Below are 12,907 nucleotides of genomic sequence, written 5' to 3' on the forward strand. Positions count from 1 at the left end.
GCCTTCGCACCCCGTCCGCCGCTTCGCTCGAAGGAGCTTGATCATGCGATTCGTTGCGCTCGCAACCGATTACGACAATACGATCGCCACCGACGGCCAAGTCGCCGATCATACCTGGGCGGCCTTGGAACGGCTGCGCCAATCGGGCCGTCAACTCGTTTTGGTGAGCGGCCGCGAATTGGACGATTTACGTTCCGTTTGCCCGCGCCTGGACGTGTTCTCGCGCGTCGTTGCCGAAAACGGCGGCGTTCTCTATCGCCCCGACCGCGGCGAGAAGCGCCTTCTCGCACCGGCTCCACCGCAGGCGTTCGTCGATGCGCTACGCCAACGCGGCATGCACCACTTCAGCGTCAGCGAGACGCTCGTGGCGACGATGAAGCCAAACGAGCGCATCGCCCTCGAAGCGATACGCGACCTGGGGCTCGACCTGCACGTCGTGTTCAACGGCGACGCCGTCATGATCCTTGCCCCGGGCGTGACCAAGGCGACAGGCCTGCGCGCCGCGCTCGACGAATTGGAGATTTCGCCGCTGAACGTGGTCGGCGTCGGCGACGCGGAGAACGACCACCCGTTGCTTGAAGCATGCGGGTTTTCGGTCGCCGTGGACAACGCATTGCCCGCGCTGAAAGCACACGCCGACTGGGTGACGCCGCACGCGAGCGGACGCGGTGTGGCCGAGCTTGCCGATGCGCTCGTCAAAGACGATCTGAAGAGCCGCGCATCGGCGCTCGATCGCTGCAAGGTTCTGCTCGGACATCGGCGCACGGGGCGCCAAGGCGAGCCGATTTTGCTAGATGCGCACGGCACGATCGCGCTGCTGGCCGGCCCATCGGGCGGCGGCAAATCGACCGCTACAGCTGCGTTGCTCGAACGGCTGGGCCGCGCCGGCTACCAAGCCTGCATCTTCGATCCCGAAGGCGACTACGGGCACGAAGGGGACCTCGTTGCGCTGGGCGATGCGCACACGACACCTTCGCTCGATAGCGCCGTTCAACTGCTGAGCAACGCCAAGCAAAGCGTTGCCGTGAACCTGCTGCGCGTGCCGTTGGCGGACCGCCCGCGCTACTGCGCAAGCCTGCTGTTGCGCCTTCAGGCGCTGAGAGTCCAGACGGGCCGGCCGCATTGGCTCGTCTTCGAAGAGGCGCATCAATTGTTTCCCGCCAACTGGGACCCGGCCGATCAATCGCTGCCGTCCATGCTGGAGACGGCGCTCGCCGTCACGGTGCACCCGGACCAGGTCGCCCAAGCCTTCCTGCGGCAGGTCAACGTCGCTCTGGCGACCGGTACGCACCCCGACAAAACCCTGGCGGCGTTCGCCGCTTCGGTCGGAGTGCCTGCGCCGGCATCGCTGCGCAGCGCGCAGACGCTCGAACGCGGCGAATTGCTCGTTTGGCGCCCGCCCCCGGCAACCGCTCCGGTAGCCAAGGGCAAGGGCAAAGCCAAGCCCGAGGGACAGGCCGGTAGCAGCCACGAAACGTTCGTCGTAGCGGTGGAACCGGGCACCACGCAACGCCGCCGGCATCATCGCAAATACGCGGAAGGATTGTTGATCCCCGAACGGAGCTTCTATTTCCGCGGCCCTGAAGGCAAGCTGAACCTGCGTGCCCACAACCTCGTACTGTTCCTCGAAATTGCTGAAGGCGTCGACGCCGACACGTGGCAGTTTCATTTGGACCGAGGCGACTACTCGCGCTGGTTCGGCGAGGTCATCGGCGATGAGGAACTGGCAACCGAGGCACGCGCGATCGAACAGCAAGCGTCGCGAGACGCCGACAGCAGCCGCGCCCGCATTCGCGATGCGATCGAGCGACGCTACACGCAGCCGGAAAACCCGTCGCTGCCACCGCTGCGTGCATCGTAAGCGACGGCTGCGCCGAATCGGGCAGGCGTCGGGCGCGCGAGCGCGGCGCCTCACGTCTTCTCCTAATCGACCATCGACCACTGCAGCGACACGGCTCCGCTGGCGCGCCCCAATGCGTCGAAGGACGGTGCGACGGCGTGCCGGTCGAACGGCTCCTTCCAGCGGACGAGGTGCCGCCCTTCGCACATACCGTCGGCTTCATTGAACCGAGCGCCGCGCGGCTCCAACGAACAGCCGATTTGCGCGAGGCGGTCTTTGAGCCGTTGCGGACAATCGGCGTCCAACGGGTAGCACACCGTGATCCAAGCCGCCTTCCCCCGCTCGAGCTTTCGCTCTATAAAACGCAAACCCCAAAGCACGGCGATGCCCAGCCCGACGCTGACCCACCCGAGTCGAAGTTGCCCGCCGCCGAAGCACAGACCGACGACGGTGACGAACCAGAGCGTCGCGGCGGTCGTCACGCCGATGACGAGCCCGTCCTTGCGCAGGACGGCGCCGGCGCCGATGAACCCCATGCCCGTCAAGATGCCTAGCGGAAGCCGCATCAAATCGAGCGTGGCGAAGCCGTCCTTGGCCTTGCCGGCTTGGTCGAGCAATGCGTTGGCCTGCAGCATCGCGACGCAGGCCGCGAGGCAGACGAGAATCGTCGTCCTCAACCCGGCCGCCTTGCCCGATTCGCTGCGATTCACGCCAAAGGCGGCGCCCGCCGCCAACGCGCACGCGAGTCGCGCGACGATATCCGGCCAATCCAGTGCGAGCGGCATCGTCTCCATTCGTCAGGTGCGTGGTCTGGTAACAGGCATGTTCCGTGAGCAGCAAACGCCACGCCCGCCATGCTCCCGCGACGGTCGAATTTCGGGTATGGGGTTTGCGGCGCAGCAGCCACGGTGCGCGCCCCCATTCATCTGAACGCGCATCGACTTGTCCAATGTTTTCAAGGGAGACACAATGAAGCGAACCGCACTAGCCTTGACCTGCTGCGCCCTGCTCCTGCCGATCGGCATCGCGCAGGCGCAAACACAAGCCGCATCGACCACCGCCGCCAATCCGCTGCCCGAACCCGATCGCGATTTCGTGCAGGCAGCCTCGATGTCGTCGTCCACCGAAATCGACGCGGCCAAGCTCGCGCAGAAGAACTCGAACGACAAGGACGTCAAATCGTTCGCCCATCACATGATGCTCGACCACACGAAGTTGACCGCCCAATTGAAAATGGCTGCGCCGCACGGCGTCGAGGTGCCGAAGGACAACTCCGATACGAGCGTGCTGGACGAGCTCAAGCCGCTCAAGGGCAAGGAGTTCAACGATGCCTATATCGCGAAGATCGGGCTGAAGGGTCATGAAGACGCCGTCGCCGCCTTCAAAAAGGAGATCTCCGATGGCCAAAACGCCGACCTGAAGAAACTCGCGCAAAAGGGACTGCCGACGATCGAACGCCACTATCAGATGGCGCAGGATCTCGCCAAGAAGAAAGGCGTGAAGGAATAACGCACTACAAAAGCGGCGCCGGCCATCAAGGCGCCGTGCGAGCGCCCGGAAGCCGCGACGATGAAGCCATGCCCGCGCATGGTCTCATCGTCTACGGCCCGTCTTTAGCCAGCACACTCGGTGATTTCACCGTCAGTCGCTTTTCGTCCATTCGACGTTCGCGCCCACCGAGCGCAGGTTTTCGACGAAATGCGGATGCGCGCGCCGGATCGGCAGCGCATTCGTAATGACCGAGCGCCCTTCGATGCTCGAGGCGACCATCAGCAACGCGATGGCGACTCGAATGATGTAGGGGCTTTCGACTTTCGCCGGGCTCAAGGCAATGCCGCCGAAGGTGATGAGCCGATGCGGATCGGAAAGGAACACGTGCGCGCCGAACTTGGACAGTTCGACGGACCATCCCATCGCGCCGTCGTACACCTTGTTCCAGAACATCGCGCTGCCTTCGGCTCGAACGCCGAGCGCGATGAAGATCGGCAAGAGGTCGACCGGAAGGTACGGCCACGGAGCGGCCTCGATCTTCGTGAGGATATTGGGCGTGAACGGCCGCCGCACGCGCAGCGGCCCATCGCGCAAGGCGCGCGACCAGCCATCGCGATGCACGAGATCGATGCCGAACTTCGCAAACGTCCGATCGATCAGCGGAAACTGTTCCGGCGCGCTGTTCTTGACGACGATGTCGCCGCCGGTGATCGCGCCGAGCGCCAAGAACGTCGCGATCTCATGGAAATCTTCGCTGAAGCGAAACTCCCCGCCGCCAAGGCGCTGGCCGCCTTCGACGATGAGCCGCGACGTGCCGATGCCTTCGATGGGTACGCCGAGCATCGCGATGAACCGGCAAAACTCTTGAACGTGAGGCTCCGACGCTGCATTGACGAGCGTGGACGTGCCCGATGCACAGGCCGCGCACAGCACGAAATTCTCGGTGGTGGTGACCGACGCGTAGTCGAGCCAATGATCGTTCGCGGCCATGCGCGTTTGGGCGCGAACGATCAGCGAATCGGGCGTGCGCTCCACGCGCGCGCCGAAACGTTCGAACACCTCGACGTGGGGATCGATCTCGCGCACGCCGAGCGTGCAGCCCTTCACGTCGTTTTCAAGCCGGGCCACGCCAAAACGCGCGAGCAGCGGCGGCACGAGCATGATGGACGAGCGCATTTCCTCCGGCAAACGATGCTTGACCGGATCGAATGCGGTGGCGTGGTGATGCAAATCGAGGACACCCGTCGAAAAATCCATCGACACCTCGCTGCCGAGCGCGCGGAAAATGTCGAGGATTTTTTTGACGTCGGTGATCTCGGGCACGCCGATGAGCCGCAGCGGCTGGTCGGTCAGCAGCGTGGCGCAAAGAATCGGCAGTACGGCGTTCTTGTTGGCGGACGGCGTGATCTCTCCGCGAAGCGGGAGGCCGCCATGGACGATTAGATCGGACATAGGTGGGGCAAAACGGGTGAAAGGGGCGTGGCAGAGAAACGCAGGCGCATATCATGCCACGTCGAGCCGGGGGTGGACGAGAAACTTGCTCGCGCGGCCCGCAATTGCCAATTTCGGCTTACGCAACCGATAATCGCACACGGCGGGTCGTTTTTCGTCATATCGAAGGGCGCACGGCGCTTGGCGCCAGCGCACTTTCCACTCATTGAAATCCCGCCCGCCCGGCGTTCGCCGATCGCTTCGCCCAGAGCGGGTGCCACAAACGCGAACGCGGGCGACTGTCGCTTTCGCATCAAGCACTTGCATCGTCTATGAGCATGTTATTCACAGCCTTGCCAACATAATCTGGGGATAACTGCGCCTTGCCCACGTTTACGCTCGCCGTCCCCGTCACGGCCGAACTCGAGATCCGCAAAAGCCGCTTCATCGCGCATGCCATTCCCGTTGCCGACCGCGATGCCGCCATAGAGATGCTGCGCGGGCTGCGCGAGGCCCATCCGGGGGCCACGCACGTCTGCTGGGCCCTGTTGGCCGGTGGGCAATCGGGCATGTCGGACGACGGCGAGCCGTCGGGCACGGCGGGGCGGCCGATCCTCGAAGTCCTGCGCCACCACGATCTGGACGGCGTGCTCGCGGCCGTCGTGCGCTACTACGGCGGCGTCAAGCTCGGCGCCGGCGGGCTGGTGCGGGCCTATACCGACGCCATCGCGAGCGCCCTGCAAGGGGCAACGCGTATCGAGCGCATCGCCCAGGCGCAATTGGCGATCGAAATCGGCTATCCCGACGAAGCGCGCGTGCGGCGCTGGATCGAACAGGAAGGGGTCGAACTTCTCGAAAGCCACTATGGGATGTCCGTGCGCCTGCACATGCGCATGCCCGCGACGATGTGCGATGCCGCCCGCGATGCGCTGACCGACCTGACGCAAGGGCGGGCCGGCTTTCCCGATTAGCGAAGACTGCGGCGCCCCGGGATCGCCGCGCCCTGCCCCGCATGCGTCCCCGTTCCGTCGGGTCGCCAAGCGACGCCTTCGCGGTGCTCATCGCCGCCTTGCGGCCCCCCCCATCTGCCGAATTGAGCGCAAAAACTCACTCCTTTCACCCAATTGGATTTTCGCGGGCGGGACTACACTGTTTTCCATGGAGCGAGACGTTGGCTCCATCCACGAAGCCCTCGCGATGCAACGTGGCGCAAGGCAGTCGAAGCTAGAAGTTAGACAGCGGTTAAGCGATTCCACTCGGCACGATCAGGGTTATCGCTGGCAAGGCTCAAAACCGGGGTTCGGGCAGTGCGTAGTCGCAGTTGGCAGTACCCAGTAGTTAGCGGTACCTAGCGGTTCGAAGCAAAGCGTAGTCGGAAGTATCTGGCAGTTCGAAGTACCTGGCAGTTCGAAGTACCTGGCAGTTCGAAGTACCTGGCAGTTCGAAGTACCTGGCAGTTCGAAGTACCTGGCAGTTCGAAGCATCTAGCAGTTCGAAGCATCTAGCAGTTCGAAGCATCTAGCAGTTCGAAGCATCTAGCAGTTCGAAGCATCTAGCGGTTCGAAGCACCTGGCAGTAACGAGTACCTGATGGGCAGTACCGCAGTTGGCGACACCGGAAGCACCAGCTTTACTTGCAGCACCTCACCTCGGAATAGCAGCACCTAGCAGTTGCAGTGGCAGCACCCCTGGTAGTGGCAGCACCCCTAGCAGTAGCTTCACCTCACCTCGAAGTTGCAGTAGACGGGCCCTGCCTCTTCCCTGGGTAGGGCCCATCGCCTTGCGGCCGCGCCAAGACTACTTCATCACCCTCATGTCGTACTCGCTGTCGTTCGCCGTGACAGGCCCGAAGCGAAACGTCGACGACCTCTCCCGCTTGGCCGCGTACATCGCGGCATCGGCGACATCGATCAGCTGCCGCACGTTCTTCACGCGATCGGGATACGTCGCGATGCCGACGCTCAGCCCAATCGCGAATCGGCCCGCATATTCCGCTTGAGCGACCGCCTGTGCTTGCGCGATGAGCCGGCGCGCGAGTTGGCGCAAATCCTCATCGTCGCCATAGTCGGTTAGGACTGCGACGAATTCGTCGCCGCCCACACGCGCCAGAACGTCCTCGCGCCGCACGACCGCAGAAAGCCACTTGGCAAGCCGCCGCAAGAAGGCATCCCCGGCACTGTGGCCGAGGACATCGTTCACTGCCTTGAACCCGTCGACATCGAGATAAAGCAGCGCGACTTTGCACCGATCGATATCCGGACGCGAGGCCAGCGCATCGAGCGTGGCCAGCAACCTGCGTCGATTCGGCAAGCCGGTCAGCGGATCGCAGCCCGCCTCGCGGTTCATCGCCTCCGAATATGCGCTGATATTGGCGAACGCCCGTTGCTGAACGACGAGGCCATAAGCCAATAACCCGCCGACAAAAATCGCGACGACGGCCAATGCGCCCGTACCGAACACCAAGCGGCTACGCGCATCGTCGAGCGCGGCGTGACGGCGCGCCTCCCAAAGCCCCCGCAGCGAATCGAATTCGCCGCGCAACTTGTCCATCTGCCGTTTGCCTTCGTCCGTCTTGACGAGCGCGATGGCCTCGCGCCAGTCGCCGCCACGGGACAAATCGATGGTCAGCGACAGTTCGGCCAGCTTTTCGCGCTGCAGCTCGTCGATACGTCGAACGATCGTCATCGACGCGGGATCGCCATCGAGGGTCTGTTGCAACTGCCGTATGGCATCCTCGACATCGCGCGTACCGCGCTCGTAAGGGCGAAGGTAATCGGGCGAACCGGTCAGCAGATAGCCGCGTTGCCCCGTCTCCGCATCCTGCAGATCGTCCAGTGTCCGGCTGGCGATGCCGAGCACGGCGACGGCACGCTCTTGCGACACGCCGTCTCGAAGGATGACGCGCGCTTCGTAGATGAAGACCGCCGCGGCAAGGAGCAAGCCCGCAACGAGCAAAAGATATAAGGCGACAAAACGATTGCGATCGTGCCGCGCCAAACGAAACAACCGGCTAGGCAAGGCTTTCTCCCGCCCTCGGGGCGTTTGATCTGACGAGTTCAATAATAGTCGACCGTCGTCGCCGCTTCACGGCTGTCATGCGCGTCAGCCGGGCTGTTCGATTCGCTCGCCGGGCCCGTCGTCGGCCTGCGCCGTGACGACGCAATCGCGGCCCAAGGCCTTTGCGGCGTAAAGGGCCGCATCGGCCCGGACCATGACGCGCGCTAGCGTGTCGCCGCGCTCGAACTCGTCGACGCCCGCGCTGAACGTGTACGGCGTGCTATCGCCATGGCGGGCCGCGACGACCGCGCGCAGACCATTGGTGAGCTGAAGCGCCTCGGCTTCCCGCGTCGAGCGGAACAAAACGGCAAACTCCTCACCGCCTAGGCGCCCGAACGAGTCCCCCGGGCGCAACCACTTCGACACCATCGCCCCGAAATGCGCCAACGCGCGATCGCCCGCGGCATGGCCATAGCGATCGTTGACCGCCTTGAAGTTGTCGATGTCCAATATCGCCAGCGCAAGCGGCGTTCCACGCGCCCGGGCGGTCACCATCGCAGACTCCGCGCGCTCCATGAACGCGCGCCTAACGAGCGCGCCGGTCAGTTCGTCGATCGTCGCGAGCCGCTCCATGCGCTGCGCTAACTGGTCATGCGCCAACATGACCATCGCAATCGACATGAACGGAAAACTCAAAATGCCCAGACCAAGGAAGGCCACATTGAGCGGCGAGGGATCGAGAAAAGCGGTCTGGTGGTCGAAGCCGAAGCCGTACGTCATGGCGCGCGCCGCGTGCAGTTGAGCTCCGACGAACGCCGAAATGGCCAGAAAGTAATAGTTGTACTTGGGTCGTTTCGGCGGCCGGTAGCGCACAGCCGTCCAAGCAATCGCCACTCGCACATAAGCAAAGTAGGCAGAACTGATCGTCACGCGGGCATCCAGATTGGAATCGACGTACGTCAGATAGAACATCACGACGCAGATGGCGACGACGAGGACGTACTCCATCGGCGACGCAAGCGGCCGCCCGAAAAACTCCCGCACCCCTTGCAGGATGACCAAGCTGGCCACGAGGAACAGCGTGTGGGAGACCATCGTGCCGAGCCACATCGGCACATGCGTGCCCGCGATCACCAGCGCGAGCGCCACGGTAAACATGCCGTAGGCCGCGCACCAGCGCGGTACGCCCGCCACGCCGGCCCGCAATAGCGAGGCGAGTACTGCGGCGCTCATCACGCACGACATGATGGCGACGCCGAGTAGCGCGACGGTGCTTGGCATGGTGATGGAAATCGTTGGCTCGTGAATTCGACAGGCACGGGGCGTAACCGCCCCGTGGCAACCCACGGCCAGCGCCCCCGTATCGGGCATATCGTATCGCACTCGATGGCCGCGCCGAACAAGGTGTTGCGCGGGAACACAAGCCATTGCCGGAACGGCGCATATACGGCAGGCCTATGCGCAATCGAGCGCCGCGCCGGCTACGGGCTACCCTACCCCGCTGCCTTCTCGAGCATGGTGTCGATGGGCGGGCCCGATTCGAATTTGGCCCGGCGCATCGAAAAGAACGTCCGGACGTTGCGCACGTTCGACGATTGCGTAAAAAGACGCCGGGCGAATTCGTCGTAAGCGCGCATATCGGGCAATTCCACGATGACGATGAAATCGGGCCCGGGCGAGACACGATAACACTGCGTCACGGCCCGGTCGGCGCACACATGGCGTTCGAAGGCATCGTAATCCTCGGCCGCCTGCCTATCTAAGCTGACTTCGACGACGGCCGTCACCGTCGATGCGATCTTCGAAAAGTCGAGGATCGCCACTTCGCGCTCGATCAACCCGGCTTCCTTGAGCCGACGAACACGACGCAAGCACGTGGGCGCGGAGGCGAGCGCCCTTTGCGCCAAATCGATGTTCGACAGCGAGGAGTCCGTTTGAAGAATCGCGAGAATTCGCCGATCGAGTTCGTCGAGTTCGAGCCGCGGCATGCCCCGTCTCCGTCGGTATCGTTAGTGAAATTTAATTTCAGGCTGAATCTTACTGGATCCGAGCTTCCGTCCTGTCGAATCTGTGCAATTTTATTTCATGCGGCCACGTTGTGGTCCTTTCGTTTCATCGACACGAGTTTTTTGAAAGAACGTTTCATTCAGCCCATCTTACGATCGGTTCCGTCGACTCGGCCCGGAGTCGCCTAACGGAGAAGACGAGATGTGTGGAATTGTCGGCGCGGTCGCTCAACGAAACGTCCTGCCCACTTTGGTCGATGGGCTCAAGCGGCTCGAATATCGGGGCTATGACTCCTGCGGCGTCGTGGCGTATCAAGATCGGCGACTCGTTCGGGCACGCAGCGTCGAACGCGTCGCCGCATTGCAGGCCGACATCGCAGCAGTCGCGCTCTCGGGCTATACGGGCATCGCTCACACACGCTGGGCGACGCACGGCGCGCCGATCACGACCAATGCTCACCCGCACTTTTCTCCGAGCGATGAAAACGCGCGCATCGCGCTGTCGCACAACGGCATCATCGAGAATTGCGATGCGCTGCGTGCGGAACTGCAGCAGCATGGATACGTGTTCGCCAGTCAAACCGACAGTGAGACGATCGTCCACCTGATCGACCATCTTTACGACGGCGATCTGTTCGAAGCGGTCAAGGCCGCGGCGGGAAGGCTACGCGGCAGCTACGCGATCGCCGTCATGTGCCGAGACGAACCGCATCGTATCGTGGGGGCGCGCGAAGGCATGCCGCTCGTGGTCGGCGTGGGTGACGGCGAAACCTTCCTCGCCTCCGATGCAATCGCATTGTCGAACGAGACCGATCGCATCGTTTATCTGGAAGACGGCGACGTTGTCGACGTTCAGCTGCACCGCCATTGGATCGTCGACGGCGACGGCCGGCGCGTCGAACGACCCGTGCAGAAAGTCGCCGCCCATAGCGGTGCGGCCGACTTGGGCGGCTATCGCTATTACATGCAAAAAGAAATCTTCGAGCAGCCGAGAGCGGTGGCCGATACGCTGCTCGATGTCACGTCGGTCATGCCCGAACTCTTCGGCGATAGCGCGTGGCGCGTATTGAACGCCGTGGATTCGGTGCTGCTGCTGGCGTGCGGCGGCAGTTATCACGCGGCGTTGACGGCCAAGTATTGGATCGAAAGTCTGGCCGGGTTGCCGGCAAGCGTCGAGATCGCCAGCGAATTTCGGTATCGCGACAGTGTGCCGAATCCGAAGACGCTCGTCGTGGCGGTATCGCAGAGTGGAGAAACAGCCGACGTGCTGGGCGCGCTGCAAGTGGCCAAGCGTCTGGGCATGGTCAATACGCTGGCGATATGCAATGTGCCGACGAGTGCGCTCGTGCGCGAATGCGCGCTCAACTTCATGACGCGGGCGGGGATCGAGATCGGTGTTGCGTCGACGAAGGCGTTTACGACGCAGTTGGTTGCGTTGTTTCTTTTGACGCTCACGTTGGCGCAGATTCGCGGACGGTTGAGCGATGACGACGAACGGCTGCATCTGCACGCGCTTCGTCATCTGCCGGATGCGATGAGCAGGGTGCTTGCCCTCGAGCCGCAAATCATGGGGTGGTCGGAAACCCTGACGCGCAAGGAGAACATCTTGTTTCTCGGGCGTGGGATGCACTTCCCGACCGCGCTCGAAGGTGCGCTCAAGATGAAGGAGATTTCGTATATCCACGCCGAGGCCTATGCGGCGGGAGAACTCAAGCATGGGCCGCTGGCGCTGGTGAGCGACGAGATGCCCGTGGTTGCCGTGGCGCCGAACGATCGGCTGCTCGAGAAGCTGCGGTCGAATATGCATGAGGTCAGCGCCCGCAATGGACGGCTTTTCGTGTTCGCCGATGTGGATTGCGGGTTGTCGTCGAGCGAGGGCGTGAGCGTGATTCGGCTCAATGAGTACTACGGACCGCTATCGCCGATCTTGCATACCATTCCGATGCAACTGCTCGCGTTTCACGCGGCGCTCGCGCGAGGGACGGATATCGATAAGCCGAGGAATTTGGCGAAGTCGGTGACGGTGGAGTGAAGGGGGCATGACACCTGTTTATTTATACAGTATGCTATCTTCCAATCGTCGATAGCGAACTGGCCCGGTTCAGTGTCCCAGCCAGGGCACACGGTTCGCCCACCTCGGAGCCTGGGAGATAAGATGTTGCGTGTTTTGTGTGTCATGCTGCTGGCAGGGGCTTGCGTCGCCCATGCGGGCGAACGCTATCGCGAAGTCTGGAATCCGCCGGAGGCCGGGCATGCGCGGCACACGCGCCATGTCGCCAGCCACAAGCCGGCGGCCGCAACATGCCAACTCGCGGCAAAGCGGTCGGCCAAGGCGAAACCCTCGCGCGTGGCCGTCAGCACCCGGAAGCCGACGAAACGGCAGCGCGTGGCGCATGCCGAACCCGTCAACGCCGCGTCGCACGCGTGGAATCGTCCGCCTGTCTACACGCCCGAAGGCAACGTGCTGCGCGTCGACTCGAACGGCGCAAAACCCAACATCACTCGCTGATCGGCGCAAACGCGTCCAGTATCGGCCTAACCGAAGGAACCGAAGATGGCCGTGTCGACCAGCAAGCCTCTGCTCGAGGAAGCCTGGATTGCCGTTCAATTTCAGCTCGCGGGGTTGACCGCCGAATTCGACGGGGAGATCCCCGACGCCGTGCACCACGTGTGTGACGATGCGTATTCAGCCATTGCGGCCGAGTACCGCGGCTTGCCGTCGATGTACCCGCATAGCGCCGATGTGCAAGATGCCGCCTACGACATCTGCGGAAACGACGAAGATTTCCGAGAATCGCAACACCGCCTCATCACCGCGATTTCGTTCGTCAGCGGCGACGATTTCACAGCCGAAGCCATCGACGAATTAAAGGCGCTTTGCGTCTCGAAATTCACGGAAGCGGCTGCGGCGCATGGTATCGAATGCGCCTTCGCCGGTATCGAAGGCTGGCGTCGCTTTTCCTACGTCGAACAAGTCATGATTGAAGCGGGCAATAGCTGAGCGTTCATCGGTAGCCTATAGCGTAAGGGGAAGGCATCGGAATACCGTGGCATTCGAATGGACCACTTCCTGTAATATTCGATTCACTCGATTCGGCGCCCCTGACGGCCTCATCCTAAGGGCGCCCCGCCCGCAAGCCTTC

Annotated in this window: 10 protein-coding genes and 1 pseudogene; 6 read left to right on the forward strand and 5 right to left on the reverse strand. The window is 62.9% G+C overall.

The genetic code is table 11. The annotated features are described in order from the left end of the window. Window positions 1-43: 43 nt before the first annotated feature. Window positions 44-913: pseudogene (locus ACTHNR_RS08635) on the forward strand (HAD-IIB family hydrolase); the annotation flags it as partial. A 1,010-nt stretch (window positions 914-1,923) separates the two neighbouring features. On the opposite strand, the gene ACTHNR_RS08640 reads toward ACTHNR_RS08635, so the two are convergent. Next, window positions 1,924-2,634 (reverse strand): MgtC/SapB family protein, encoded by a 711-nt coding sequence (locus ACTHNR_RS08640; protein WP_440547163.1) that lies wholly within the window; start codon window positions 2,632-2,634, stop codon window positions 1,924-1,926. A gap of 175 nt (window positions 2,635-2,809) precedes the next feature. On the opposite strand from ACTHNR_RS08640, the gene ACTHNR_RS08645 reads away from it, so the two are divergent. Then, the gene (locus ACTHNR_RS08645; protein WP_440547164.1) at window positions 2,810-3,349 is read left to right on the forward strand and encodes a DUF4142 domain-containing protein; all 540 of its coding nucleotides are present in this window, start codon (window positions 2,810-2,812) and stop codon (window positions 3,347-3,349) included. Window positions 3,350-3,481: 132 nt separating this feature from the next. Here the strand turns inward: ACTHNR_RS08645 and ACTHNR_RS08650 are convergent, their stop codons facing one another. Further along, complete coding sequence (locus ACTHNR_RS08650) at window positions 3,482-4,783, reverse strand: UDP-N-acetylglucosamine 1-carboxyvinyltransferase (RefSeq protein WP_440547165.1); 1,302 nt, start codon at window positions 4,781-4,783, stop codon at window positions 3,482-3,484. A gap of 362 nt (window positions 4,784-5,145) precedes the next feature. Here ACTHNR_RS08650 and ACTHNR_RS08655 point away from each other — a divergent pair, with 362 nt between their 5' ends. Further along, window positions 5,146-5,733 carry an IMPACT family protein gene (locus ACTHNR_RS08655; RefSeq protein WP_440547166.1) on the forward strand — a complete coding sequence of 196 codons (588 nt, stop codon included), beginning with the start codon at window positions 5,146-5,148 and terminating at the stop codon, window positions 5,731-5,733. Window positions 5,734-6,558: 825 nt separating this feature from the next. On the opposite strand, the gene ACTHNR_RS08660 is transcribed toward ACTHNR_RS08655, so the two are convergent. From ACTHNR_RS08660 to ACTHNR_RS08670, 3 genes are all read right to left on the reverse strand, one after another. Then, on the reverse strand, window positions 6,559-7,779 hold the full coding sequence (locus tag ACTHNR_RS08660; protein WP_440547167.1) for a diguanylate cyclase domain-containing protein: 1,221 nt from the start codon (window positions 7,777-7,779) through the stop codon (window positions 6,559-6,561). An 84-nt stretch (window positions 7,780-7,863) separates the two neighbouring features. Then, on the reverse strand, window positions 7,864-9,039 hold the full coding sequence (locus ACTHNR_RS08665; RefSeq protein WP_440547168.1) for a GGDEF domain-containing protein: 1,176 nt from the start codon (window positions 9,037-9,039) through the stop codon (window positions 7,864-7,866). A 212-nt stretch (window positions 9,040-9,251) separates the two neighbouring features. Beyond that, window positions 9,252-9,746 carry an Lrp/AsnC family transcriptional regulator gene (locus tag ACTHNR_RS08670; protein WP_440547169.1) on the reverse strand — a complete coding sequence of 165 codons (495 nt, stop codon included), beginning with the start codon at window positions 9,744-9,746 and terminating at the stop codon, window positions 9,252-9,254. Window positions 9,747-9,966: 220 nt separating this feature from the next. Between ACTHNR_RS08670 and glmS the strand changes: the two genes are divergently transcribed. From glmS to ACTHNR_RS08685, 3 genes are all read left to right on the forward strand, one after another. Next, on the forward strand, window positions 9,967-11,796 hold the full coding sequence (gene glmS, locus ACTHNR_RS08675) for a glutamine--fructose-6-phosphate transaminase (isomerizing) (RefSeq protein ID WP_440547170.1): 1,830 nt from the start codon (window positions 9,967-9,969) through the stop codon (window positions 11,794-11,796). Between the two features lie 123 nt (window positions 11,797-11,919). Beyond that, window positions 11,920-12,273 (forward strand): hypothetical protein, encoded by a 354-nt coding sequence (locus ACTHNR_RS08680; protein WP_440547171.1) that lies wholly within the window; start codon window positions 11,920-11,922, stop codon window positions 12,271-12,273. Between the two features lie 45 nt (window positions 12,274-12,318). After that, on the forward strand, window positions 12,319-12,765 hold the full coding sequence (locus ACTHNR_RS08685) for a hypothetical protein (RefSeq protein ID WP_440547172.1): 447 nt from the start codon (window positions 12,319-12,321) through the stop codon (window positions 12,763-12,765). Window positions 12,766-12,907 lie beyond the last annotated feature (142 nt).

Source organism: Trinickia sp. (assembly GCF_051954495.1).
GTDB lineage: Bacteria > Pseudomonadota > Gammaproteobacteria > Burkholderiales > Burkholderiaceae > Trinickia.

Coding starts and splice junctions, on each gene's coding strand:
- ACTHNR_RS08640 (WP_440547163.1), bottom strand. CDS start 2,634: ATGGAGACGATGCCGCTCGCACTGGATTGGCCGGATATCGTCGCGCGA.
- ACTHNR_RS08645 (WP_440547164.1), top strand. CDS start 2,810: ATGAAGCGAACCGCACTAGCCTTGACCTGCTGCGCCCTGCTCCTGCCG.
- ACTHNR_RS08650 (WP_440547165.1), bottom strand. CDS start 4,783: ATGTCCGATCTAATCGTCCATGGCGGCCTCCCGCTTCGCGGAGAGATC.
- ACTHNR_RS08665 (WP_440547168.1), bottom strand. CDS start 9,039: ATGCCAAGCACCGTCGCGCTACTCGGCGTCGCCATCATGTCGTGCGTG.
- ACTHNR_RS08670 (WP_440547169.1), bottom strand. CDS start 9,746: ATGCCGCGGCTCGAACTCGACGAACTCGATCGGCGAATTCTCGCGATT.
- glmS (WP_440547170.1), top strand. CDS start 9,967: ATGTGTGGAATTGTCGGCGCGGTCGCTCAACGAAACGTCCTGCCCACT.
- ACTHNR_RS08680 (WP_440547171.1), top strand. CDS start 11,920: ATGTTGCGTGTTTTGTGTGTCATGCTGCTGGCAGGGGCTTGCGTCGCC.
- ACTHNR_RS08685 (WP_440547172.1), top strand. CDS start 12,319: ATGGCCGTGTCGACCAGCAAGCCTCTGCTCGAGGAAGCCTGGATTGCC.